Source organism: Aquabacterium sp. (genome assembly GCF_036273115.1).
GTDB lineage: Bacteria > Pseudomonadota > Gammaproteobacteria > Burkholderiales > Burkholderiaceae_C > Aquabacterium.
Window position 1 is genome coordinate 176,929 of sequence record NZ_DASUIN010000012.1, and the last position, 25,331, is coordinate 202,259.

Genomic DNA, 25,331 nt, shown 5'->3' on the forward strand with positions numbered 1-25,331 from the left:
ATATCAGTTGTTGATGGATTCATCTGCATCGAGATGCACTGACCAATCGCCTTCGCCCATCAAAACTTTGACGGTGCCAGAGGCTACGGAATTGAAGCGGGCCGTGATGCCGTGGCTGTCAGTTTTGCCCCTGATGGTTGAGCCATCCGGCATCAGGGCTTTATAGCCAAGAGAGTCTTGCGAGTCGATTCCAGCGATGAGATCAGCTGCGTCTAGCTGAGTACTGAATCGGTCTGGCAGATTGCTAGGAATAGGCATGGGTATGCCGGAACGGGATGCACTCCCACCCCCCGCCAACTCCTTCATAGAAGCCTTAAAGCTCGCCGCGCCGCTGGTCCCAATCTCAATATCCCCGCCATTGATCTTGATGTAGCCACCGCTGCCGTTGAGCATGAGGCTGCTGGGGGCGCTGATGGTGATGTTGGCGGTGGTGCTTTGGATGTCGATGGCTTTGGCGGCAGTGACGGTGATGCCGCCGCTCTGAGCTTGGGTGTTCACGTTGCCGCTGGCTGCATGCAGCTTCATGCCCGTGTCTTGCACAGGGTGCTTGCTGTCTTTGGCTTCGCCACGAGTGAAGAGGCTGATGCCGTCTTTCACGGCCCAGGCGGTGTGGCGTTGGCTCAGCAGGTTGGCATCTTGAGTCGTGCTGATGGCGGCTTGGCCGCCTGCACTGACCACGGTGTGTGCCGGTGTGTGGCTGGTGATGGCGCCTGGCGCACTGGCGATCAGGTCGGGTCTTTCCAGCGTGGGAATGTGGTGCTCACCTTGCTGCGCGGTGCCTTTCAGGCTGCTGATGGTCTCGCCCAGCGCGCCGATCACGGGCAATTTCTCTGGGGCGGCCTCGTTGGGCAGCTTGGCCAGGTGTGTTTGGGCGTTGGCGGCCAAGGTTTGCACCAGCTCGGCGTGGCTCTGCAGTTGACTTTGCGCTTCGCGGGTGTCGGTGGGTTTGCCTTGGCTGCCTTGGGTGCCACCTCGACGGGCGTGGCCGCTGATGTGCAAGCCTGATGCGGCACGCACGGCGCCATAGGCTTGGGTGTGCAACTCCAACCCTAGGCCACGCGGGGCGAGGCGTTGGTTGTCATGCTGTTGCAGCAGATGGCCCATTTGCAGCCAGGTCTGGTGCTGGGTGGTGTGTGCCAGCACACGGCCTTGGGATGGGGTGTTGTCCATCACCAATTGGTTGAAGCCACCGCTGCCGCTCTGGCTGGCGTCCAAAGATTGGGTTTTGATGCCGGCCAAGGTGGCGTTGTGGGCATGCCCTTCGTGTGAGCCGGCTTGCGCATCACCTGGGAACCAGGCTGGGGCATTGGCTTGCGCCACTTGGTTACCTTGCGCGTTGGCGGTACCTTGACCGTTGTAGGTGGCGCCGACCACGATGGGGCGGTCGATGTCTCCCTCCACAAAGGCCACGACCACTTCCTGCCCCACCCGAGGGATGAATACGCCCCCCCAGTTGGCGCCAGCCCAGGCCTGGGCCACGCGTACCCAGGTGCCGGCAGTCGCATCGCCCGGGGCGTTGTTGGCGTCGGCGCTGGGGTGTGTCAAGCGATGGCTGCTTTGAGCGCCGCGTTGCCAGTGGAACTGCACTTTGATGCGGCCGTCGCGGTCGGTGTGGATGGGCTCACCGCTGTGGCCCACGACGATGGCAGTTTGGGTGCCGTGAACGGTGGGTTTGCCGCGCGCCAGCATGCGCACGGGCACGTTGGCGCGCTGGGCGGTGAGGCGGCATTCGTAGACGGGATCGTTGCTGTCGTTGGACAAGCGGCGGCTGTCATCGCTCAACAGTTTGCCGGGGCCCAGCAAGTGCATCAGACCGGCTTGCGCATCGGCGCTGAGGTTGTTGCGCACGCGGTGGGTAGCCGACAGCACCACGAATTGACCGTCGTTGCCGAGGCTCAGAAATTCGTCGTGGTCAGACAACTCGAACTTGGTGCCCGGCGCGATCGTGCGCACGGTGCCTCTGCCCATGAACTGCTTGCGTTGGTTCGACAGGGCTTGCAGTTGTACCTCGGCGCGGCGGGCCACTTGCTCTGCGGTCTCGTACGCATAGGCGCCGGGCTGATCCATGTGGTTCAGCGCCATGGGCTGGTCGTGCGCTGCATCGGCCTCCAGGCTGGCGCGTTGGCTGTCGACCATGCGGTAGTCCCAGCTGGCGGTGTGCAGTGCAGTGGGGGCCACGCGACGCAGGCTGTGCCATTGGGTCAGGCTGTCTTCCTTCAAGGCCATGCCGCTTTGCGTGTAGCGGATGTGGGCTTGCGCGTTGGGCTGGAAGGCGCCGTTGTGGTCGGCCAGGACCAGGGTGTGGGCGCCCAGGGTTTGGGTGTCGCCGGGGTTACCTTGGTGGTCAAACCAGGCAAACAGACCTTCTTCGGCCCATAGGCGCTGCAGGAAGTCCCAATCGCTTTCGTTGAACTGCACGCACTGTGAGCGCTTGGCGTAAACCGCTTTGTCGGCCAGCTCCCAACGCCATTGCGGCACCAAGGCACCTTGGGCGGCGTAATCGGCAAACACCGATTCGGTGATGTCGATGACGCTCATGTCCTGGAAGACATAGGCGTCGTGGCGGTGGCGCAGGAAGTGCGTCCACGGTTCGATGGTGAGCCGGTAGCGGGCATAGCCGCCGTCGCTGCCCAGCAGTTGCATGGCGGTGACGTGGCCGTGGAAGGGGCGTAGGTTGGCTCGGCTGTGGGCGGTGAGCAGCTCCAGCAACACGGGCTGCCCGATGAGGTCGAGCGGGGCGATGTCGGCGCGGGTACTCAGGGCCAGCAGGTCAATGGCGAAGCCGGTGTTCGCAGGTTCTGCCGCATTGGGGCCGATTTGCTCGGTGATTTCAGCTTTCTCGGCTAGCAGCACGTCCAGTCCCAAGGGAGTGTGCAGGCGCAGCAGGCGGGTGTGCTGGTTGGGGCCGAGCGAGCTGAGTTCGGCCAGCAAGCCGTCAAGCAGTTGGCGGGCAGCGCTATGCAGCGCAGCCGTGATGCTGGAAAGGTCGGTCATCCGAGGTCCCTGAATTCTTTGTGGCCAGACATCATTGGCGGTCTGGCGGTGAATGTGGGAAGGTATCGCAATTCAGGCTTGGTGCCACGGCCGGTCCCCCCGCATGGGGGCACTGAAAACGCACCAAGTTGCAAGGAAATGTTATGGCGTGGTTGCCACGGTTCGATTGACCTTGGCTGGGGCTTTGGCACACTGGTTGCATCATCTTCGGCATGCATTCCATGAAGAACGATTCAGCAGTTCGCCCACCCGTGGTGCTGGTGCCAGCCTGTCAGCGGGTGCTGGGGCGTCACCCCTTCCATGTGGCTGGCAAGAAGTATGTGGAGGCCATCCGGTTGGCCGGGGCGGTCCCTTTGGTGATTCCCGGGGCTTTGCCAGAGGAAATTCCCACGCTGCTCTCTCTGGCCGATGGGGTGCTGCTGACCGGTTCGCCGTCCAATGTGCACCCCAGCCACTTTGGCGAGGATGTGTTGGACCCCAGCTTGCCGCTGGACCCTGATCGGGATAATTTCACCTTGCCGATGATTCGTCAGGCCTTGGAAAAGGGCATGCCCTTGCTGGGCATATGCCGAGGCTTCCAGGAGGTGAACGTGGCCTTGGGCGGGACCTTGCACCAGGCTGTGCACAGGCAGCCCGGCTTGATGGACCACCGTGGCGATGGCAGCAAGCCCGTTGAGGAAGAATACGGCTTGGCGCACCCGGTGCAGATGGTGCCGGGCGGCTTGCTGGATCAGATTCTGGCGGGGCTGGACGACTCGGTGCTCAAGGGGCACCAGTTCATGGTCAACAGCTTGCATGGCCAGGGTGTGAACCGCTTGGCTTCGGGTTTGAGGGTGGAAGCCTTGGCCCCCGATGGCGTGGTCGAAGCGTTCACCTTTGACGGGCCTGGCTTCAACTTGTGCTTGCAGTGGCACCCGGAATGGTTGGCAGCCAGCAACCCCGTGTCGCGCCGCATATTCGCGGCGTTCGGGCAAGCGTGTGAGGCGTATGGGCGGTACCGCAACGCGGTCCGCCCGTCAGTCTCTTCGACTTACTGAGGAAGGGTGAGTTTCAGCAAGGAGTTCGACTGCTTGGGATCGAAGGTCCAGACTTCGGCACCCATGGTCTGCTCGGTGGGATAGTTCCACACTTCCATCACGATACGGCTGGACGCGCTGAACGGCTCACTGATTGCGGCCATCGACCAAGCCCCCGCTGGATCGGTTGCGTAGGTCCCGACTTCGATCTCCGTGTTGGATTTGAGGTTGCGGAAACGAACAGGCGTGCCCACGCAGTCCGAGCGAGTGGCCAGGGGTTGGCAGTAGACGAAGTTATCCCAGGCAACCTCGTACTTGTTGACGGATGCCACCACGCCAATGGTCATTATCTGGGTCAACTGGGTCTGCAGCGTGTTGCTGGTCAGCGAATACTTGAGCAGGCTCTGGGTTTGCGTGTCAGTGCCTGGACCATCTCCGCGCAGAATCAACAGGTCTTCGCCGCGCAACACCATGCTTTGGTCTTCCTGGTGACGGGTGTAGCTGCCGAGTTTGTTGAGATTGCCGCCAACGGGGTTGACCTTGTAATAGGTCAGGTTCTGTGTGGACGGGTTTTGGGTGACGATGACCAGATCGTTGCCTTGGCGAAGCCAGTCATCAATGGGGTCCATGACTGAGGGCAGGGTGGCGATGTACTGAGTGGTTGCCTTGTTGGCGTCAACCAGTTGCTCCAGGCGGCCATCGTTGAAGAGAACCAGCGTTTTGTCCAGGTAGCCAAGGACGTCGCGCACATAGGCCTGCCCAGTCGATGACGTCACCCGTTCACCAAACTGCAGCTTGCCTGCGACGATTTTGGTGGTGTAGAGCGCGTTGCCGATATGAAGCAGCTGAACGCCAAGCTTGGCATTCACGAAAGTCTTGACCTTGTCGTTGATCGACAGGACGCCCGCAGGAGCGGTAATGTCGTACAGAGGGTATTGCAAGTCTTTGGTGTAGGCCAGCAGGGCGTTTTTGCCCAAGTCGTATACCAGGGTGGCTGTCGCGGTGAGCGTGCCATCGGCGGCGTAAACGCCCCCCGTGGCGTAGCGCATGACAGACAAAGGTGGGGTAGCCGAATACGACATGCTCGATGTCACCTGCACGGTGTCGCCGGGCTCACTGGTGTTGCAGTCCAGGTCTGGGCCAGGCGTTTGAACACGCAGCAGCTCGCCGTCGATCTCATGAACATCGGTGTCCTTGATGCTGCAGGCTTGCGTCAGGTTCGAGATCTGGACGGGCTCAGGCAGTTCGGCGAGGTGAAGGTCGATGCGAAAGACCTTGCCTCCTTCGATGTAATAAACCGCGCGCTGGCCCTTGAGCGAAAAGTCATCCGCTGCGAAGTCGATTTTGTAGTTGTGGATGATTTCGAATTGGCTGCCCCGGTAGCTCGGCCCCAGCTTGACTTGCTTGGCAACCGTGTTCGATTGGGTGTCGATGATCAGCAAGCGTGCGCGCTCGTCGGGTTTGGAGAAGTCGCGCTCGACCACGTAAGTGGCCACGAAGCGGTTGCTGTTCAGGCCCACGGGTGGCAACGGTGCGGGGTCCTTGTCTACGACAGGGACGGGGTCTTTGACGTTGCTGGGCGAGGCGGGACTGTCACTGCCGCCGCCGCCGCACGCGGTCAGCGCAAGGATCAGGCTGCTGAGCAGCATTGCGCTGCCAGCGCGTTGAAATTGGAATGGTGTAGACATCGGGGCTCCCTGAACTGCTGCGCTCTCAGGCGCGGGGCAGATTGTGGCGGGTGTGCCTGTTTGTGCCTATCACCCAAGTGGATGAACCGGGTATCGGGCCTGACCGAAATTCCCTACTTGAGCCAATTCAAGATGGGTGCCCATTCCTCCAGGTCTTTGGAGACCTGATGCGGCATGACGTCCCACAGGGTCAGCCCATGGGCCGAGAGGTGCACGTAGTTTTGCGTATCGCGCAAGATGGTCAAGGCCGGTACGCTGAGCGTGTCGAGGAACTCTTTGAGGCGGTCGGCCGCGGTGGTGTTGTCGCGCACTCGGTTGCCTACCACCGCCAGTTCAAGGCGGCCCTCGTTGTGCAGGCCTGCGACTTCGTTGATGAATTCCAGCGTGGGGTTGATGTCGAACATGCTGGCTTGCAGCGGCACCAGCACTTTGTCGGCCTGAGCCAGCACCCGGGCCAGTTTGCGGCCGTGCAGTCCGGCTGGGGTGTCGAGCACGATGTGAGACGCCCCCCTGGGCGGGCGCGAGACGTTGTCGCCATCGATTTCCCAGGTCAGGATACGCGGCATGTCGGCCGGGCGTTGGCGCAACCAGTTGCGAGAGCTTTGCTGGCGGTCGATGTCGCCGAGCATGACGGTGCGCCCCTTGCGGGCGAGATAGCCTGCAATGTTGCTCGACAGCGTGGACTTGCCCACGCCGCCCTTGGGGTTGGCGACCACGATCACCGGCATGACTGCTGCCCTTGTCCTTGGCTGGGGTAATGAAGCCCGTTATTCTGGGCCATGCCGCCTGCCACTATTTGTAAGTTTCGTGAGGATCCGGGTAATCCCCACGGGAGTATTCGGACGCGATCGCCGCGGGTGTCCGGTTTTAGGTTGTTGACATGGCTCAGCAGGGGGCTATGCGCTTGAGCGAAAATACCGCCATGCCAATCCTTGAGCTTGATGTTGTTTGCCTGTGCGCGCAGTGGTGCGGAACGTGCCGCGAGTACGCGCAGACTTTTGAGCAGCTCAAAGCGGCTTTACCAGGACACCGCTATCGCTGGATCGACATCGAAGACGAAGCCGATGTGATTGGCGATGTGGATGTCGAAACCTTTCCGACCTTGATGGTGGCTCACAAGGGCGTGGTGCTGTTTGCCGGGCCGGTTTTGCCGCGCTTGGCCGATGCTCAGCGTCTGCTTGAGGCACAGGTCGACCGATGGGAGTCGGGCAACCATCGCCCGGTCAGTGGCTTGCCGGATGACCAGTTTCTGGCCTACACGGAGCTGGCACGTTCGCTGTGATGCTCAGAGCATCATGGCGAAGTCAGAGTCCGCGTCTTCGGTTTGGGTGCCTGGCATACGCCAGCCTTCAACCCACCCAATGAATTCATCGGCGGGCATCGGCTTGGCGATGAAATAGCCCTGGGCTTCGTCGCAACGTTGGTCGGCCAACAGTTTCAGGGTCTGGGCGTTTTCAATGCCTTCGGCCACCACGGTCAGACCCAGGTTGTGCGCCAGGTCAATGGTCGAGTGCACGATCTTGGCGTCTTGCACATCGCTTTCCATGTTCATGACGAACGAGCGGTCGATCTTCAGCTCGTCAACGGGCAGTCGCTTCAGGTAGGCCAGCGAAGAGTAGCCGGTGCCAAAGTCGTCGATGGACAGCTTCAGACCCATTTCGTGCAAGCGGTTCAAGGTCTGGAGGGCGCGCTGTGGGTCGTCCATGATCGCGCTTTCGGTGATTTCGAGCACGAGGCTGCGACAGGCGGTGCTGTGCTGCTGCAAGATGCGTTCGATCTTGCTGGGCAGGTCCTGGTCCATCAGATCGCGGGTCGACAAGTTCACCGCAATCTTCAGATCGAGCCCGGCCACTTGCATTTGTGCGCATTGGCGAGCCACCTGTTCGATCATCCACATTGTGATCAGGCGAATGAAACCCGTTTGCTCGGCAAACGGAATGAACTTCATCGGTGGAACCATGCCACGCGTGGGATGCTGCCAGCGCACCAGTGCTTCGGCGCCCACAATCTGGCGGGTCTGCAGGTTGACTTTGGGTTGCAGGTACACGCGCAACTGATCGCGGTCGATGGCCGCGCGAAGTTCGCTGATCAAGGTCAGTGACTCTTCGCTCGACGAGTCGAGACCTGGGTGATACGTGACACAGCCTGACTGGTTCTGCTTGGCCGCATACATGGCCATTTCGGCGCGGCTCATCAGCACGTCGACATCCAGACCATGGTCGGGACTGCAGGCAATGCCGATACCGGCGCTGAGGTCGACTGTATGGTCATCGAGCGAGAAGGGGCGCTCGAATGCCTGCAAGATGCGGCGCGCCAGCAGTGATGCCGCGTGCGGGCTGGTGCCCGGCAGCAAGATTGCGAATTCGTCACCACTGAGGCGAGCCAGGCCGTCTTCGGGAGCCAAGGCTTCGCTGCGCAGGCGCTCGGCCACTGCTCGCAGCAAGCGATCGCCAAAGCGATGTCCCAGCACATCATTCACATGCTTGAAGCGGTCCAGGTCCATTAGCAAGATGGTGCAAGGCGAGTTGTCCTGGCGCGCACTCACAATGGCCTGACGCAAGTCGGTGCGGAACTGCTCGCGGTTGGGCAGGTCTGTCAGCGAGTCCTGGTAGGCCAGACGGCGGATCTCACCCTCGCGGGCTTGAATGGCCTGGCGCATGGTTTCGAACGACTGGGCCAACTCGCCAATCTCGTCTTGCGAGGACACATGGACCCGTGCGCCGTAGTCGCCATGTTCAAGGCGACGCGCCGAGGTCGACAGCACACGCAGCGGGGTGGTGATGCGGCGGGCCGTGATGAAGCTGCCAATCGCAAACACCAGCGCACCCACGCCGCTGAGGATCAGCAGGTTGAGCTTGAGTTGCTTGTACGGTGCGGTGGCCTGCGGAACCGATTCCATCAGCAGGGCCACAACGGCAGAAGACCCATGGCTGTCGGGCAAAGCCATGGGCATGACGCTGAACTCTTCCTGGTCCACCAGAATGGCCAGATCCTGGGTGGGGTCTGCTTTCGGGCGAGACCAGTCTCTGATCAGGCTGGCCGATGCGGCGGCGGGCAGCGTGGAAGCGGTGACCGCGGTGCCCCCATCACGACGCTGCAAGACCAGGGCGACCTCGAGTTCCGACAGGTCTTTCAAGTCTTTGAGCAGCTGGTCGGTGACCTTGAAGCCCATGCCAACCCAGCCAATGATCTGAGGTGCTCGCACCGGTACGGCCACGATCTGATAGGGCTGGCCGTCGATCACCTCGATCTGGTGCGCGCTGTGGGCGTTGTTGCCTTGTTGCGCATACGCCTTCACGGCGTTGACCATGGACTGCGTATTGGCCTGGCTGGCCGTGGCTTTCAGGTTGAACTGGGCGTCGGTGAAGATGGCCACATGTGCGTGGATGCGCTCACCATGGTTGACCAGAGCCGATTCGATGGTGGCCTGATCGGCGCTGGCAATGGCCGAGCGAAAGCCATAGTCCGAAGCGAGTACCCGCGTGGCTTGCTCCAGGTTTTCCGTCTTTTGCGCCAACAGGCGCTTGAGCACTTTTTCGCCATTGACCAGGGCCGTGTGAATCGAGGCGCGAGCGTTGCGGTTCAGGCTGTCCTGGATGAACCAGAAGCTCAGGGCCTGCACGATCAGCAGCATGCCCAGATAGACCACCACGATGCGGGCTTGCAGCCGACGGGGGTTGAATTGGGGGAAGGGCATGCCAGCAGCCGCTCGGGTCGTGGGGAAGCGGGGGTCAGCTGTTGAGGGGAACCGGGTTTGCGCGCGGCGCGTCGGGGCGGTCGTTGCCGCCGCTGGCGCACCAGATGCTCATGGCTGGCTGGAGCCAATCGATGCGCGAGCTGGCGGGCAAAGGCTGTGCCTCGTCCTTCAACAGGGACGGGTTGCACCACTCGGGAATGACGTGGGTCGCGATAACTGCTTTTTCGACGGCGTCCATAACCTTGCCTTTGAATCCAAGCGCTCTTACAGGTCTTTGGGATATCGGCAAAGGTACCGAACCCTTGATGCCAGCACTTGGGCTATGAAGGCGGGGAATGGGCCTTATTTCGTGCGCTTGTTCACGCGCGTGTCGATTCTTGTCCTTGAGCGACGTCAGCGAGCTGCAGGGCCAGGCGGCGCAGGGCTTCCCAAGGGTCTTGTGGCCATTGGGGATGACGCAGGCCTTTGACGATGCCGTCCACCGTACTGGCGGCAGTGACCAGACGCACCAGGGAAGCCGCTTTCGTGCGCGGCAGGATGCGTTCGTAAAGCCGCTCACGCGGGCCCCAGACGCGCTGCTCTCTCAGCACCATCGGAAGGGGCTTGCCGCTGTCGAGGGCCTGGCGGGCGCGGTGCAGACCCAGGATGTCGTCGGCCAGGGCCCAGTGCACCAGCACTGCGGCTTCGCCTTCGGCCTGCAGGCCGTCAATCATGCGCAGGGTGCGGTCAATCTGGCCAGACAGCACCGCTTCGCTGAGCTTGAACACGTTGAAGCGGGCGACGTCGACCACGGCCTCTTCGATCTGTTCGATCGTCAGGGTGCCAGGGGGGTGCAGCAATCCCAGTTTGACGATTTCCTGATGCGCTGCCAGCAAGTTGCCCTCGACCCGGTCAGCAAAGAAGGCCAGGGTGCGTTGCCCGGCTTCGCCTGACTCGACCTGTTGCCCTTGCGCGGCCAGGCGCTGGGCGATCCACAGCGGCAGGGCTTGGCGTTCAATGGGGTCGCAGCGCAGGGTCACGCCACAGCCGTCGAGCGCGGTGAACCAGGCGCTGCTTTGCTGGGTCTTGTCCAGGCGAGGCAGCGTGACCAGGGTGAGCACGCCGTCGTTGCCGGCTGCGGCTTCACAATAGCGCTGCAGGGCCGCAGAGCCGTCCTTGCCCGGCTTGCCTGAAGGAATCCGGATTTCGATCAGTTGGCGATCGCCGAACAGCGACATCTCGCTGGCAGCGCCCAACAGGCTGGCCCAATCGAAATGGGCGCCGCTGACGGTGTGAACTTGTCGTTCAGTAAAGCCCGCCGCTCGCGCAGCAGCCCGGATCTGATCGGCCCCCTCCTGGCTGAGCAAGGCTTCGTCCCCGTACAGCGTATAAATGGGTTTGAGGGCCGATCCCGCTTTTTGCAGGTGGGTACTGAGCTGATCAAGGCGCAGTTGCATGGGGGCTCAGCGGGTGGTGGCCGAGGCAGCCGATGCTGCCGTAGCAGCACTGGCTGCGGCCATCGGGGCAGAGGCCGAAGACGCTGCCGACTCAGGAGAGGCAGCCGGCGCCACCAGCTGGGTTGGCTTGATCGCCACCAGGCGACGGATCACCTGGTTGACGATGTCGGTTTGCATGGCGCGGTGCAGGGCCTCGAACTCGTTGGATTTGGCCAGGGCGTCCTTTTCGTTATAGGTCAGGGCGTTGGCCAGTTCGAGTTTGGTCGGGGGGATCAGTTCCGAACCGTCGCTGCGCAAGATTCGGTAGAAAAACCGGGTGCGGGCCACCATGTCGCGCACTTGACCGTAGGCCGTGGTGGTCGGTACCACTTCCTCGCGGGTGTCTCGCAACACCTCGAGCACGATGTGGGTGGTGGGCACGGTGGCACTGGAGGCAGACTGCGTGGCCTCCAAGGTGCTATCGACCACGGAAACCCCGGTCGATTCGATGGCGCGCGCGAGTTCGGCTGCCAGCTGCGAGTTGCTGGCAAAGCCGGTGAGCTGGATGGTCTTGAAGCTCATCTGCGGTGCGGTGCGTAGCTGGAAGCCGCACGCCGCCACCCCGGCGAGCAACAGCGCCGATGCACAGAAAAGAGTCAGTCGGCGCAGGGCTTGACGCATCAGATCACCACGTTGACCAAGCGGCCTGGCACCACGATGACCTTCTTGGCAGGCTTGCCTTCGGCAAACTTGGCAAAGTCCTCGCTGGCCAGTGCAGCTGCTTCAATGGCGGCCTTGTCGGCTTTGGGGCTGACCTTGATCGAGCCACGCAGTTTGCCGTTGACTTGCAGCATCAACTCGATTTCGTCTTGCACCAAGGCTTCTTCCACCACGGTGGGCCAGGGGGCGTCGAGCAGGTCGCCGCCTTCCTTGGCTGCGAAGCCAAGGTCTTCCCACAGCACGTGGGTCAGGTGCGGGCAGGCGGGGTACAGGCAGCGTAGCAAGATGCCAAAGCCTTCGCGCAGCACGGCCAGGTCAGCGGGCGTGGTGCCCTTGTGGGCTTCCAGCGCATTGAGCAACTTCATGCAGCCCGAGGCCACGGTGTTGTATTGCATGCGCTCGTAGTCGTACGACACTTGCTTGAGCACCACATACACCTCGCGGCGCAGCGCTTTGGCTTCGGCGCTCAACTCGGCTTGCACCACGGCACCGGCGTCCTTCAGGGCGCTCAGGTTGCGTGCACCAAAGTTCCACACGCGCTTCACGAAGCGGTGCGCGCCTTCCACGCCCGCGTCGTTCCACTCCAGCGTTTGCTCAGGGGGCGAGGCAAACATGGTGAACAGGCGGGCTGTGTCGGCACCCATGGTGTCGATCAGCTCTTGCGGGTCCACGCCGTTGTTCTTGGACTTGGACATGGTGCCCACGCCGCCGTAGTCCACCGCGCTGCCGTCGCTCTTGAGCTTGGCGCCGTTGATCTTGCCGTTGGCGTCGAAGGTGTTCTCGACTTCGTGCGGCCAGAAGTACTCGATGCCGCCTTGTGCGGTGCGACGCGAGTAGATGTGATTGAGCACCATGCCTTGGGTCAGCAGCTTCTTGAAGGGCTCGTCCACCTTGACCAGGCCCAGGTCACGCATGACCTTGGTCCAGAAACGGGCGTACAGCAAGTGCAGGATGGCATGCTCAATGCCGCCAATGTACTGGTCCATGCCGCGGTTGCCTTCGGCATTGGCCGCGCCCATCCAGTAGTTGGTGCGCTCGTCGACCATGGCGTTGGCGTTGTCCGCGCAGGTGTAGCGCAGGAAGTACCAGCTCGAGTCCACGAAGGTGTCCATCGTGTCGGTTTCGCGCTGGGCGGGCTTGCCGCACTTGGGGCAGCCCACGTTCAGGAAGTCAGGGCGCGACTTCAGTGGGTTGCCGCTGCCATCGGGCACCACATCTTCGGGCAGGCGCACGGGCAGGTCTTTTTCCGGCACGGGCACGGGGCCACAGCTGTCGCAATGGATGATGGGGATGGGGGTGCCCCAGTAGCGCTGGCGGCTGATGCCCCAGTCGCGCAGGCGCCAGGTGGTCTTCTTCTCGCCAATGCCTTTGGCGATCAGGATCTCGGCGACCTTGTTGACGGCGTCTTTGTAGCCCAGGCCGTTGAGCGCATCCGAGTTGACGCACACGCCCTTTTGCTTGTCCCCGTACCACTCGGCCCAAGCGTCGGCGCTGAAGGTTTCGCCTTCCACGGCGATGACCTGCTTGATCTCAATGCCGTACTTCTTGGCAAAGGCGAAATCACGCTCGTCGTGCGCAGGCACGCCCATCACGGCGCCGTCGCCATAGGACATCAGCACATAGTTGCCGACCCAGACCTCGACCTGTTGGCCGGTGATAGGGTGGGTCACGAACAGGCCTGTGGGAACGCCCTTCTTTTCTTGCGTGGCCAGCTCAGCCTCGGTGGTGCCGCCCTTCTTGCATTCTTCAATGAAGGCTTGCACCTCGGGCTTGCTGGCTGCTGCGTGAACAGCCAGAGGGTGCTCGGCGGCCACGGCGCAGAAGGTCACGCCCATGATGGTGTCGGCGCGGGTGGTGAAGACCCACAGCTGACCGTTGTTGATCAGGTTGCCTGTTGCATCCTTGATGTCATGCGCAAACGCAAAGCGCACGCCTTCAGACTTGCCGATCCAGTTTTCCTGCATCAGGCGCACGCGCTCGGGCCAGCCGCTCAGGTAGTTCTTGTCTTCGGGGTTGGCCACTGCGCTCAGCAGCTCGTCGGCGTACTTGGTGATATTCAGGTAGTAGCCAGGGATCTCGCGCTTTTCCACCAGCGCACCCGAGCGCCAGCCGCGGCCGTCGATCACCTGCTCGTTGGCCAGCACGGTCTGGTCGACCGGGTCCCAGTTGACGGTCTGGGTGCGGCGTTCGCAGATGCCGGCTTCCAGCATCTTGATGAACAGCCACTGGTTCCACTTGTAGTACTCGGGCTGGCAGGTGGCGATTTCACGCGACCAGTCGATCGCCAAGCCCATCGCCTTCATCTGCTTCTTCATGTAGGCGATGTTGTCGTAGGTCCAAGCGGCAGGTGGCACCTTGTTCTTCAAGGCCGCGTTTTCAGCCGGCAGGCCGAACGCATCCCAACCCATGGGCATCAGCACGTTGTGACCGTTCATGCGCAGGTAGCGCGTGAGCATGTCGTTGATCGTGTAGTTGCGCACGTGGCCCATGTGCAGCTTGCCCGAGGGGTAGGGCAGCATGGAGCAGGCGTAGAAGGCCTTCTTGTCTTTGTTTTCGGTGACGCGGTAGGCGTCCTTGTCGTTCCAGTGCTGCTGGGCACGGGCCTCCACGGCACGTGGGTCGTAGGTCTGGTTTTCTTGAGTAGCGCTCATGAAGGGGTCACCGCAAAGACAAAGGCAGGCTTGCAACCCACCTCTGTTCAAAGGAGTGGGCCTCGGCCTGAAGGAATCAGACCGCCATTATAGGAAGCCCCCTTTGTTTGCTATTGAACGGCTTGGCACTTGCTTGCACTGCAAGTCAGCTCTGGGCTGGCGGGCAATCCTTGTGGGCAAGCAAGATTCTTGTCTTGAGCTGGGTCTGCCGACTTGGCCTCCAAGGCCAGTTCGCGTTGCTTGGCTGCCGCGCTGCTGGCTGCGGCGGCTGTGGGAGACACCAGCAAATAGGGGTGATAAGACACCGAAGTGCATTGCGCTGTAGGGCTGATAAACATCAGGGTTCCACATTGCGAAGTGCTTTGGCAGGGAGTATCGGTTGCCAAAGCTTTGGCTTCGGCCTCTTTGGCGTTGGCCTGCGCGGCCTTGGACTGAAAATCCTCTCCCTCTGAGCCACCCCCACATCCCGCTAAACAGCCGAGGATCAAGGTGGCAAGCATGACAGGCACGGACGAGAACGCGCTTTTGGGGCTCATAGGGTTTCCTGAATTGATGTGTTGTGGTGTGAGTGACGGGATTCCTCAAAGAATCAGCACACAGACTTGGACCATCTGTGTGCCGCAGGGTCTGATCGACGGGTTTGAAATTGGTTCAAAGCTGTGTGAAGTTCAGGCCAGACCTTCGGCCTTCAGTGCTGCTTGTACCGCGGGGCGGGCGGCCATGCGAGCCATGAAGGCGGTCAGATTGGGCCAGCCGCTCAGGTCGAGCTTGACGAAGCCCGACCAGTTCACCACGACGAACAAATAGGCGTCCGCCACGCTGAATTGGCCAAGCAGGTAGTCCTTGCCGGCCAGTTGCTCGTTCACGTAGCCCAGGCGGCGCTGCAGGTTGGCGCGAGCGATGTCCTTCATCTCGGCGGGCGCAGCCGGGTTGAAGAAGGGGCTGTAGTTCTTGTGGATTTCGGTGCCAATGAAGGTCAGCCAGCTCTGCAGGTGATAGCGAGCCAGAGTGCCGTTGGCTGGGGCCAGGTTCTTCTGTGGGACCTGATCGGCCAGATATTGGACAATGGCCGGCCCTTCAGTCAGCACCTCTCCGGAGTCGAGTTGCAGGGCGGGCACATAGCCCTTGGGGTTGATGGCCAGGTAGTCCGCACCGCTGGCGGTGACCTTCTTGGCCAGATCCACCACTTCTGTTTCGTAGGGCAGGCCTGCCTCTTCCAGAATGATGTGGGGAGACAGCGAGCAGGCGCCAGGCTTGATAAACAGCTTCATGACAAGGACCTCGGTTCATCGGTTTGAACAAGAGGTCGATTGTCGCTCGGGCCGGTATGTCCCGACCCTAGTCAGGGCTTACTGCTGCGTGCCCGAGTTGAACGCGCGTTGCGCATCGGCCAGCGCTGCTTCCAGAGCCGCTTGGGTGCGCTGCCCTTCAGGGCGAGCTTGCCATTCGGCAAACGTGGTGGCCACGAGGCGCTTCTGCTCGGTGGCGCGTTCGGCTTCGGCCAGCAGCTTGGGGTTGTCTTGTGGCGGACCCAGTTTCAGCAGTTTGGCCTGCATTTCGGTGATGCGCTGCTGGCGGGCGGCTTCGTTGGGCTCACTTTCCGTGATCAAGACGGTGTTCATCAGCATGGCCTCGCCAACGGTGAATTCGCCTTTGGCGAGACGGGAGGGAATTTCTTGCAGCAAGGCTTCGGCGAGCGACGCGCGTTCTTTGGCCGATTTGCTGCCTTCGGTGGTTTGCCAGTACTCGAAGCGTTTCTGGTACTGCAGGTAGTCGGCCACGCGTGCGGCTTCCGCTTCGGCTTGGGGCATGGTCTTGCTCAGCGCGCCTTTGAGCGCGTTCCAGTCGGCCTCAGGGAGGTCGGCGGGGCGAGTGGCGGTGAGAACCGATCCTTGGGTGTTCCCGCTCGCGGCGTTGCCATGGTTGCTCTCTGAGCCTGGGGTGAACCAGCCGCCGTTGGAGGTGTTGCTGGCCTGTTGGCCACTGGCGCTGTCTTTGCTGCCCATCCACCACCAGGCAGCGGCGGCCACGGCAGTGCCGCCGATGACAGCGAGGAACCAGGGGCGTTGCCAGAACTTGTTGTTTTGGTAGGTGATCATGGTGCGTCAGGAAACCGATGAGCCTCGGTTATACAAACAAAATGAGCCATCACAATGAAAAAGGTCCGGCGCATGCCGGACCTGTGTTCGCCCGTGCGCAGGCGACCAGACTGAAGTCAGATCAGTTGGCGGGCACGTAGGGCTTGGTCGACACGGGGGTACGCAGGCCAGCCTTGACGATGATGTTGATCTTGCCGAAGTCGGTGTCCTTCATCAGTTCAGGAGCGAAAGCAGGCAGCTTCAGGGCATTGGCCAGAGGAGCGATGGCTTCGGGGATCAGGTACAGCTTGTCCAGGATTTGAGTGCCGGTGACGCTCAGTGGGAACTTGTACTTCAGGGTCAAAGCTTGGGCTTCGTTGAACGAGTACACAGCCATTTGAGGAATGGTGGTGCCACCGATGGGTGTGAAGTCAGCCAGGACCTTGTGGTTGATGAAGTCGATCTTGAAGTTGGCAATGGTCACGCCAACCTTGGCGCCGCGATAGATGCGAGCGATTTCCAGAGCCGAGCCGGAAGCAGCGCCCGAAGCGATCTTCAGGCTGGAGTTGATGGTGATGCTGGTCACGGGCAGGTTGTAAGAACCGACTGTGGCCGTGGGGGTGGCGTTGCCCAGAGGGGTGACCGTGATCGAGAACAGGTCGTACTGAGTCAGGGCGTCGTCAGAGAAATTCTGGAACGAGTCAGCTTGAACGAAATCGGTGGGGATGGTCAGGGCGCTGGCGGAAGCAGCGGCAGTGGCCATGACAGCGGCGACAGTAAACGAACGGAAGGACAGCAGGCTCATTTCGAACTCCTCATGAAGGCCTGTCGTCAGGCCACGTTGATATGGACTCTATGCTCGCGGCACGTGCCCCGTTATGCGACCCTCGAATGAGGGGCGCTTAAAGTGGGCGGGGAATATGTCCTGCCAGATTCGGTGCATTGGTGGCGCGTTCGTGCGAAAGGGATTAAGGGGAATCCAGTGGTCTACGTAGATTCCCCAATCACTTCACCGATCAGTTGGCGGGCACGTAGGGGGTGGTCGACACGGGGGTGCGCAGACCGACCTTCACCTCGATGTTGATCTTGCCGAAGTCGGTTTCCTTGGCCAGAGGCTCGGCAAAGGCGGGCAGCGACAGCGATTTGACGATCACGGGCAGGGCTTCGGGGGTCAGGAACAGCTTGTCGAGGACCTGGGTGCCGTAGACGGTCAGGGGGAACTTGTACTTCAAGGTCAGCGCCTGGGCTTCATTGAAGGTGTAGACAGCCATCTGGTTGACGGTGGTGCCGCCAATGGGGGTCACGTCAGCCAGAACCTTGTGGTTTTCAAAGTCGATCTTGAAGTTGGCGATGGTCACGCCAACCTTCTTGCCGCGGTAGATGCGGGCGATTTCCAGTGCCGAGCCGACAGCCGCGCCCGATGCCACTTTGAGGCTGGAGTTCACGGTGATGCTGGTCACAGGCAGATTGAACGAGCCAGCCGTCGCGGTGGGGGTGGCGTTACCCAGAGGGGTCACGGAGATGTCAAACAGGGCGTACTGGTCCAGCGCGTCTTGCGAGAAGGTCTGGGTCGAGTTCGCTTGCAGCGATTCGGTGGGAAGGGTCAGGGCCGAGGCGGATGCAGCGGCTGTGGCCAAGGCGGCGGCCACGGTGAACGAACGCAGCGAGAAGGCGTGCATGGTCATGAATAACTCCTGTGTGACACCCGAAGAGCGGGCTTTGTTGAAAGGCGTTAAATGCTCGTCTTGGTTGAGCCAGATGTCACAGAGGGAATTCAGGTTGATTGATTGACGCAGGGTGAAGTCGCGTCAATCGGTGCAGAGATGCCGTTTGGGCGCGATCCGTCAAGATGCGGATTGCCATGGTTCGGCAGGCATTCGCCCCCCGTTGCGCTTGGTTGCAAATCGGGGGTGTTGAATCAGCGTGCGCTGGCCTGACGAACGGCGTGTTCCCACTGCGCCATGCGCTCTTGGGCGCGATCGGGCGACAGAGTCGGGTAGAAGGTCTGGTCGGCTTGCCAGAGGCTGGCAATGGCCTGCGTGTTGGCATAGACGCCGGTGGCCAGACCTGCCAGGTAGGCGGCGCCCAGCGCGGTGGTTTCGACCACCTTGGGGCGCACCACCGGAATGCCCAGCAGGTCCGCCTGGAATTGCATGAGCAGGTTGTTCACGCAGGCGCCACCGTCGACGCGCAATTCACTGACAGGGCGTGCGCCTGCTGCAACCGCGTCGCGACTCATGGCTTGCAGCAGAGCCGCGCTTTGGAAGGCAATGGACTCGAGTGCTGCGCGGGCAATGTGGGCCACGGTGCTGCCTCGCGTCAGGCCCACGATGGCGCCGCGGGCGTCGCTGTTCCAGTAAGGGGCGCCCAGGCCGGTGAAGGCGGGTACGAACATCACCCCCCCCGAATCGGGCACGCTTTCTGCCAGGGCCTGAACCTCGCTGGCGGCCTTGATGGCTTGCAGACCATCGCGAAGCCACTGCACCACCGCGCCGCCTATGAAGACGCTGCCTTCCAGGGCGTAGGCGGGTTGCGTGTTGATCTGCGCGGCGGACGTCGTCAGCAAGCCGTTGGCCGAGGTGTGGGCGGCTGCGCCAGTGTGCAGCAGCATGAAGCAGCCGGTGCCGTAAGTGTTCTTGGCCAGCCCCGCTTCGAACCCCGCTTGGCCGAACAAGGCCGCTTGCTGGTCGCCCGCGATCCCGCCCACGGGCAGGCTGGTGGGGGTCGACAGGCCCATGTCCTGCCAGACCTGGGCATCGATCTCGCCGTACACATGGCTCGACGGATGAACCTGGGGCAGTACGCTGCGGGGAATGTTCATCAGCGCCAGCAGTTCGTCATCCCAGTCGTTGGTGTGGATGTTGAACAGCATGGTGCGCGAGGCGTTGCTGACGTCGGTGGCGTGTACCCGGCCGCCAGTCAGATTCCACAGCAGCCAGCAATCGACCGTGCCGAAAGCCAGTTCACCTCTTTCTGCTGCGGCGCGGGCGCCTTCGACATGGTCCAGGAGCCACTGCAGTTTGCTGCCAGAGAAGTACGGATCGATGATCAGCCCGGTTTTCTGGCGGATCGTGTCCGCCAGACCTTGCTCGCGCCATTTGGCGCATTGTGGCTCAGTGCGACGGTCTTGCCAGACGATGGCGCGCGCCACAGGCTGGCCCGTGTCGCGGCGCCACAGGACGGTGGTCTCGCGCTGATTGGTGATGCCCACGCCGCGCAGCGCGCTCAGGTCATGACCTTGTTCGGTCAGCTGGCGCAGGGCTTGGGCAGCGGTGTCGCGCTGGGTGCGCCACAACTCCAGCGGGTCGTGTTCAACCCAGCCAGGTTGGGGGTAGTGCTGGCGAATTTCTTGTTGCGCTGAGGCAAGGATCTGGCCTCGTTCGTCGAAGACGATGCTGCGGGAGCTGGAGGTGCCTTGGTCGAGCGCAAGAAGAAGTGCCATGGTGTGTCAGGGGGCAATGGTCAAGGCCACCTGGGCCTCGTGCAACAGTTGGGTGATGAGCTGCGGTGGCAGCGCTTCGGTGAACACGCGGTCCATCTGGTCCAGGCTGGTGACCTTGGCCAGGGCCTGCTGAGAAAACTTGCTCGAGTCAGCCACCAGCCAGGTTTCGCGTGCCTGTTCATGAACGGCTTCGATGACGGGGCGGTCACGCTGGTCGCGATCGCGAATGGTGCCGTCGGGGTCAATGCCCAGTGCGCTGATGATGCCGATGTCGACCTTGTATTGCTTGAGGAACTGCACGGCGCTTTCGCCTTCCAGGGCGTTGTCGCGACCGCGCAGCATGCCGCCTGCCACATGGACCTTGCAGTCCGTGTGTTCGCTCAGTAAGGTGGCGACATGCAGGTTGTAGGTGATCACGGTCAAGCCTGGCTTGTTGAGCAGTTCGCGGGCGACGGCCTCAACCGTGGTGCCTACGCCCATCATGAGCGTGGCGCCATCGGGAATGGCTGCTGCCACCGAGCGGGCAATCCGCGCTTTGGCGTCGGCTTTGAGGGCCTGTCGTTCCCGCCAGGCCGACACGGCCGGAGCCTGACGCGGCAAGCTCACCCCACCGTGGAAACGCAGCAGCATGCCGGCCTCGGCCAGGCGCTGGACATCGCGGCGCACGGTTTGCATCGTCACGTTCAGCCGTGAGGCCAGTCGTTCGACCGAGACAGCGCCTCGAGCGCGAACTTCTTCCAGCAAGGCGACCTGACGAGGGTTGGGCGACCAGGATGTGGGTGCGTTTGACAAAGCGGGGCTCCGAATCCAGCATTTTTCACTTGATCCGGTGAGCCTATCGCAAATTGTATGCGCAAATGGCAACAAAAACGAATAAGATCGCGCTCATCTGATTGTTTGTTTGTGTTCGTATTTGTTGGCGAACAACCATATTGATGGAGTCTGCTGTGTCGGCATCAACCGCTTCTTCTGCTTCAGTCGCCGGGGGTTCCCTGCCCGATCTGGCTTGTGATGTGCTGGTGATCGGCGGCGGCATCAATGGCGTGGGCACGGCCCGTGATCTGGCCGGTCGTGGCTGGAGTGTGTTGCTTTGCGAACAAGACGACCTGGCCAGTCACACCTCCTCGGCTTCGACCAAACTGATTCACGGCGGCTTGCGCTACCTGGAATATGGGGAATTCGGACTGGTGCGAAAGGCTTTGGCCGAGCGTGAGCGACTCCTGCGGTCGGCGCCTCACATCATGTGGCCGCTTCGTTTTGTGTTGCCACATGATGCATCGATGCGGCCGGCCTGGATGATTCGTTTGGGTTTGTGGTTGTATGACCACCTGGCCAAGCGCGAATTTTTGCCCGGCTGCAAATCGGTTCGATTCAAAGGACATGCTTTGGGGGCGCCGCTGGCGTCTCGCTGGACCAAGGGCTTCATCTATTCCGATGGCTGGGTTGACGATGCCCGCCTGGTGGCTTTGTGTGCACAAGATGCGGCCGAGCGTGGCGCACGCATCCTGACGCGGACCCGTTGCGAGGCGGTGACGCCGCATGACGGGGGCTGGCTGGCGACCTTGGTTCAGCTTGACCCGCATTCGGGTCAGGAAGTCTCGCGTCAGACTGTACGGGCGCGTTCCGTGGTCAACGCCGCAGGCCCCTGGGCAGAGCGCGTGCTGCACCAGCACATGGGCGTCAGCGGTCAGGAGGCGGGGCGTGGCAAAGACGAAAAGCTGCGCCTGGTCAAAGGCAGCCACATCGTGGTGCCGCGCAAGTTTTCCCACGACCATGCCTATATTTTTCAGGGACAAGACCGTCGCATCATCTTCGCGATTCCCTATCAGCAAGACTTCACCTTGATTGGCACCACCGATGTCGAGCACAAGGGGGAGCCAGGCAAGGCGGTCATTGACCAGGACGAAATTCAATACCTGTGCGAGCAAGCCAGCCGCTATCTGAGAGATCCCGTCAAACCGAGCGACGTGGTGTGGACCTTCTCGGGGGTTCGTCCTTTGCTGGACGACGAAAGTGGCAATGCCGCTGCGGTGACCCGTGACTACAAGGTGCAGGCTCAGAGCCTGCCCGCGCCCTGGCTGACCGTTTGGGGCGGCAAGCTCACCACCTTCCGTTTGCTATCGCAAGAGGCCGCCGACAAGGTGGGGCAGTTGTTAGGTGACGTCCGCGCACCTTGGACAGACACGGCCATCTTGCCAGGGGGCGATTTGCGCAGTGTGGTTGGGAACCCTGTTCATCCGGTGCAAGACATCAACGAGTTTGCGGCTGCTTTGCGCCAGCGCTGTCCCTGGGTGGACCCGGCCGTGCTCAAGCGCTGGGCGCACACCTATGGCAGCCGCACCCTGGTGTGGCTGGACGGCGCCAGGCGCAAGCTGGATCTGGGCGCCGAGGTCGCGCCGGGGCTATTCGAGCGAGAGCTGAATTACCTGCGGCAACACGAGTGGGCTCTGACGGCCGAAGACGTGCTGTGGCGCCGAACGAAGCTCGGTCTGCACTACACCGCCGAGCAGCGTGCCGCGGTGGCCGACTGGATGGCTGCGGTGCAACCGCGGGCTCAGCGCAGTGCCGCCTGAGTTTGCTGGTTCTTGCGCCACTGCAGGGGCGATTGCCCTGTCCATCGCTTGAATGCACGTGTGAACGCACTTTGTTCGGAGTAGCCCAGCAGCTGGGCAATGTCCGATATCGGCAGTCGCCCCTCCTGTACATGGGCCAAGGCACTTTGCCGCAGGGTGGTCTCCCGCAAGTTGCGGAACTGATGGCCGCGCGCCGCCAGTTGACGGTACAACATGCGAGGGGAAAGCTTCAACTCATTGGCCACGCTGGCCAATTCAGGAACCCCGTGTTGGGCCAGAAGTGCCATGGCCTTGCGAGCTTGTTCCACGATATCGCCTTGGGCGGGTAGCGATGCCAGCGCCGCTTGCACCTGATCGTCCATCAGCTTGAGCAGATGCGGGTCGTGCTGCTTCAATGGCCATTGCAGGCAGGCCAGAGGCAGGCACAGCCGGGTCAGGGGTTGGCCAAAGCGAACCCGGCACCCGAAAAAGGCCTCGTAGGGTCTGACATCGTGAGGTGGCGGGTTGACAAAGTCCACCTCGGTCAAGGGTAGGGCTCGACCACACAGGTCGCGGGCAAACTGAACGATGGCCGTTACGCCGGTCTCGTCGAACAGGGCGCCCGGGCGCCCCATGGTCACGCCCCAACGCAACTCCAGTTGGGTGTCGGTGGGGTGCAGGTCAATGGGGTTGATGTCGTGCAGCAGGCGGTGGTAGCGCTGAATGCGGGCCAGGGCGCCCCCCAGGTTATCGCAGGCCCGCAGTGAATAGCCCAGTGCCCCCAGATGCAAAGGCCGCAAGGTTTGGCCCAGGTGAAGGCCCAGCAGCGGGTCTTGCAGCGCCGTGGCCGAGCGGATCAGAAACTGGCAGTAGTCCTCTGCGCTGACGCGTGCCAGGTGATCGGTGCTGGACTCTTCCAAACCATGGGGGCGCAACGAGGTGGGGTCTACACCTTGGGCGCGCAAGTACACGCACAAAGCCTGAACCAGGGTGTGCGGCACTACACCGTGAACGGCGCTGCGGACATGGATGCGATCGAGCATGGACGAAATTGTCAAAAATCAAGAATCGCCGGTCAAGACGGGTTAGACCTGCCTTGCCTATGCTTCGGGCTGGATTTTTTTGGATTAGGGGCAGGCATGTCTGGATCGCATCCGCGCAGCATTTTCATCACCGGAGCCGCCGCCGGCATTGGCCGAGCGGTGGCCGAGCGCTTTGCGCGCGAGGGGTGGTTGGTTGGCTTGTACGACGTGGACGAGGCTGCTGTTCAGGCGCTGAGTCAGCAGTTGGGTCAACAGTATGGGGCGGGCCGGGTGGTCGCTGGCCGGCTGGATGTGGCCGATGCCGAGGGCTGGGCTCAGTCGCTTGCGGCCTTTGCGCAGGTCACTGGTGGGTGCCTGGACGTGCTCTTCAACAATGCCGGTGTGGCCGTGACGGCCCCGTTTGGCGAAGCCCCGCTGGCGCGGCACCACCGCCTCATCGACATCAACCTCAAAGGCGTGGTCAACGGTTGTCATGCCGCACTGCCCTATTTGAAGCGCACGCCGCAATCGCGGGCCATCAACATGTGTTCCGCGTCGGCCTTGTATGGTCAGCCCATGCTCAGCACCTACTCGGCCACCAAGGCCGCTGTGCGCAGCCTGACTGAAGCGCTGGACATCGAGTGGCAAGCGCATGGCGTACGGGTGCTGGACGTGTTGCCCCTCTTTGTGAACACCGCCATGGTGCGCGACGAGGTCAGCAAGATGAAAACCGTCAAGACGCTGGGCGTACGGCTCACTGCGGAAGACGTGGCGGGCACGGTGTGGCAACTGGCACGTCCCCTGTCTGCCAGGGGGCTGCCGGTGCACTCGCCCGTTGGGCTGCAGACCAAGTTGTTTTACATCGCGGCCAAGCTCACGCCAGATGGTTTGAACCGCTGGATCACGGCCAAGCTCGGTGGACATTGAAGCGAGTTCACCTGACACAAAATCGATGCAACAAACCACCCATGACCGCTCCTGATTCCACCCTGGCTTTGGCCGGCATGAAGCCCCTCACCGACTTCGATGGCGCACGTGCCGCCAACGCGCCAACCGAGCGCCTCAAGGAGGTTCGGCGCCGCGCGCTGGCTTTGCGTGAGCGCATGATGGCTGAGCCCGAGGTGCTCTTCTACCGCAGTTTCAACTTGATCCGAGCGCCATACCCGACCTACTACGCGTTCTCTGGCGTCTTTGCCGACAAGGGATTCAAGTTTCCTTTGGTCCATTTGCTGAACCGCCTGTTTGTGGTTCAGTACCGTGACCACAGTGGCCAGGTCAAAACCTTGGTCATGTCGCCTACCGATCACGATGCCAATCGGGAAACGCCGTTCTTCAAGCGCCTGGCCAGCCGCGTGCCCGAGGTGTTCGCTCCCTTGCTTGCGCCCGTGTTCAACACGGTCGAAGGGGCGCTGGCAGCCTGTGGCATTCGACCGGATCAGGTCGACTACATCAGCTACGACCATTTGCACACGCAGGATGTGCGGCGCTGGCTCGGATCAGCGAATCGGCCGGCCTACTTTCCCAAGGCCAAGCTGTTGGTGCACAGACAGGAATGGGCTTCCACCCGGGCCTTGTTGCCCATTCAGGCCGATTGGTATTGCCCGGGTGGCATCGATGGCATTGCGCCAGATCGAGTTCTGCCGTTTGACGGTAGCCTTAGCCTGGGGCCGGGGGTGGCTTTGATTCACACCCCAGGGCATACCGAGGGCAATCATTCCCTGGCGGTTCGGGTGCCTGACGGCATTCGTGTGACCAGTGAAAACGGGGTGGGGGCCGATGCCTACGAGCCCAAGCACTCGCGCATCAATGCCGTGCGGCGCCATGCCTTGAGTACGGGGGTGGAGGTGATCCTCAACGGCAACACCTTGGAGGGCAGCAACGATCAGTACATCTCCATGGTGCTGGAGAAGACGTTGGCGGGCCCGTCGGCCCATCCCGATTACCCGAACTGCGCCACGTCCAGCGAGCGCACGCCCTTCTGGCTTTTCCCGGGGGATGTGGCCAGCCATCTGTTTGGTGAGGCGAACTTTGGTTCGCCCCTTAAAGGCTGACCGGG

Annotated in this window: 21 protein-coding genes; 5 read left to right on the plus strand and 16 right to left on the minus strand. The window is 61.9% G+C overall.

Features of this window, described 5'->3' with window-relative positions:
• Positions 1-3: 3 nt before the first annotated feature.
• Positions 4-2,994, minus strand: coding sequence for a type VI secretion system Vgr family protein (locus tag VFW72_RS05445; protein WP_329673253.1), 2,991 nt, complete (start codon positions 2,992-2,994; stop codon positions 4-6).
• A gap of 221 nt (positions 2,995-3,215) precedes the next feature.
• Here VFW72_RS05445 and VFW72_RS05450 point away from each other — a divergent pair, with 221 nt between their 5' ends.
• Entirely contained in the window at positions 3,216-4,031 is an 816-nt protein-coding gene (locus tag VFW72_RS05450; protein ID WP_329673254.1) for a gamma-glutamyl-gamma-aminobutyrate hydrolase family protein, read from the plus strand.
• Here VFW72_RS05450 and VFW72_RS05455 read toward each other — a convergent pair.
• Both VFW72_RS05455 and VFW72_RS05460 read right to left on the minus strand, forming a co-directional pair.
• Positions 4,025-5,698, minus strand: coding sequence for a hypothetical protein (locus VFW72_RS05455; RefSeq protein WP_329673255.1), 1,674 nt, complete (start codon positions 5,696-5,698; stop codon positions 4,025-4,027). The genes VFW72_RS05450 and VFW72_RS05455 overlap by 7 nt on opposite strands.
• 113 nt (positions 5,699-5,811) lie before the next feature.
• The gene (locus VFW72_RS05460; protein WP_329673256.1) at positions 5,812-6,426 is read right to left on the minus strand and encodes a ParA family protein; all 615 of its coding nucleotides are present in this window, start codon (positions 6,424-6,426) and stop codon (positions 5,812-5,814) included.
• A 194-nt stretch (positions 6,427-6,620) separates the two neighbouring features.
• Here VFW72_RS05460 and VFW72_RS05465 point away from each other — a divergent pair, with 194 nt between their 5' ends.
• The gene (locus tag VFW72_RS05465; RefSeq protein ID WP_329673257.1) at positions 6,621-6,980 is read left to right on the plus strand and encodes a thioredoxin family protein; all 360 of its coding nucleotides are present in this window, start codon (positions 6,621-6,623) and stop codon (positions 6,978-6,980) included.
• Positions 6,981-6,983: 3 nt separating this feature from the next.
• Here the strand turns inward: VFW72_RS05465 and VFW72_RS05470 are convergent, their stop codons facing one another.
• The 12 genes from VFW72_RS05470 to VFW72_RS05525 form a co-directional block, all read right to left on the minus strand.
• Entirely contained in the window at positions 6,984-9,395 is a 2,412-nt protein-coding gene (locus VFW72_RS05470) for a putative bifunctional diguanylate cyclase/phosphodiesterase (protein ID WP_329673258.1), read from the minus strand.
• A gap of 34 nt (positions 9,396-9,429) precedes the next feature.
• Positions 9,430-9,633 (minus strand): hypothetical protein, encoded by a 204-nt coding sequence (locus VFW72_RS05475; protein ID WP_329673259.1) that lies wholly within the window; start codon positions 9,631-9,633, stop codon positions 9,430-9,432.
• Between the two features lie 121 nt (positions 9,634-9,754).
• Positions 9,755-10,831 carry a DNA polymerase III subunit delta gene (gene holA / locus VFW72_RS05480; protein WP_329673260.1) on the minus strand — a complete coding sequence of 359 codons (1,077 nt, stop codon included), beginning with the start codon at positions 10,829-10,831 and terminating at the stop codon, positions 9,755-9,757.
• A gap of 6 nt (positions 10,832-10,837) precedes the next feature.
• Positions 10,838-11,491: an LPS assembly lipoprotein LptE gene (lptE, locus tag VFW72_RS05485; RefSeq protein WP_329673261.1), complete on the minus strand. Its 654-nt coding sequence runs from the start codon at positions 11,489-11,491 to the stop codon at positions 10,838-10,840.
• Entirely contained in the window at positions 11,491-14,181 is a 2,691-nt protein-coding gene (gene leuS / locus VFW72_RS05490; protein ID WP_329673262.1) for a leucine--tRNA ligase, read from the minus strand. The genes lptE and leuS overlap by 1 nt, the downstream gene beginning before the upstream one ends.
• Before the next feature lie 110 nt (positions 14,182-14,291).
• Positions 14,292-14,519, minus strand: a complete 228-nt coding sequence (locus VFW72_RS05495; protein ID WP_329673263.1) for a hypothetical protein — start codon at positions 14,517-14,519, stop codon at positions 14,292-14,294.
• 330 nt (positions 14,520-14,849) lie between these two features.
• A complete protein-coding gene (gstA, locus tag VFW72_RS05500; RefSeq protein WP_329673264.1) occupies positions 14,850-15,452 on the minus strand; it encodes a glutathione transferase GstA in 603 nt (200 codons plus the stop codon).
• A 78-nt stretch (positions 15,453-15,530) separates the two neighbouring features.
• Positions 15,531-16,280 (minus strand): hypothetical protein, encoded by a 750-nt coding sequence (locus VFW72_RS05505; protein WP_329673265.1) that lies wholly within the window; start codon positions 16,278-16,280, stop codon positions 15,531-15,533.
• Positions 16,281-16,401: 121 nt separating this feature from the next.
• Complete coding sequence (locus VFW72_RS05510; RefSeq protein ID WP_329673266.1) at positions 16,402-17,064, minus strand: hypothetical protein; 663 nt, start codon at positions 17,062-17,064, stop codon at positions 16,402-16,404.
• A 211-nt stretch (positions 17,065-17,275) separates the two neighbouring features.
• Complete coding sequence (locus VFW72_RS05515) at positions 17,276-17,944, minus strand: hypothetical protein (RefSeq protein ID WP_329673267.1); 669 nt, start codon at positions 17,942-17,944, stop codon at positions 17,276-17,278.
• A 233-nt stretch (positions 17,945-18,177) separates the two neighbouring features.
• Positions 18,178-19,701, minus strand: coding sequence for a glycerol kinase GlpK (gene glpK, locus VFW72_RS05520; RefSeq protein WP_329673268.1), 1,524 nt, complete (start codon positions 19,699-19,701; stop codon positions 18,178-18,180).
• Positions 19,702-19,707: 6 nt separating this feature from the next.
• The gene (locus tag VFW72_RS05525) at positions 19,708-20,493 is read right to left on the minus strand and encodes a DeoR/GlpR family DNA-binding transcription regulator (protein ID WP_329673269.1); all 786 of its coding nucleotides are present in this window, start codon (positions 20,491-20,493) and stop codon (positions 19,708-19,710) included.
• Between the two features lie 155 nt (positions 20,494-20,648).
• Between VFW72_RS05525 and glpD the strand changes: the two genes are divergently transcribed.
• Positions 20,649-22,274 (plus strand): glycerol-3-phosphate dehydrogenase, encoded by a 1,626-nt coding sequence (gene glpD, locus VFW72_RS05530; RefSeq protein WP_329673270.1) that lies wholly within the window; start codon positions 20,649-20,651, stop codon positions 22,272-22,274.
• On the opposite strand, the gene VFW72_RS05535 is transcribed toward glpD, so the two are convergent.
• Positions 22,256-23,296, minus strand: coding sequence for an AraC family transcriptional regulator (locus VFW72_RS05535; RefSeq protein WP_329673271.1), 1,041 nt, complete (start codon positions 23,294-23,296; stop codon positions 22,256-22,258). The two genes, glpD and VFW72_RS05535, sit on opposite strands and share 19 nt — an antisense overlap.
• 96 nt (positions 23,297-23,392) lie before the next feature.
• Between VFW72_RS05535 and VFW72_RS05540 the strand changes: the two genes are divergently transcribed.
• Both VFW72_RS05540 and VFW72_RS05545 read left to right on the plus strand, forming a co-directional pair.
• Positions 23,393-24,202: an SDR family oxidoreductase gene (locus VFW72_RS05540; protein WP_329673272.1), complete on the plus strand. Its 810-nt coding sequence runs from the start codon at positions 23,393-23,395 to the stop codon at positions 24,200-24,202.
• A gap of 41 nt (positions 24,203-24,243) precedes the next feature.
• Positions 24,244-25,326 carry a hypothetical protein gene (locus VFW72_RS05545; RefSeq protein ID WP_329673273.1) on the plus strand — a complete coding sequence of 361 codons (1,083 nt, stop codon included), beginning with the start codon at positions 24,244-24,246 and terminating at the stop codon, positions 25,324-25,326.
• Positions 25,327-25,331: the final 5 nt, after the last annotated feature.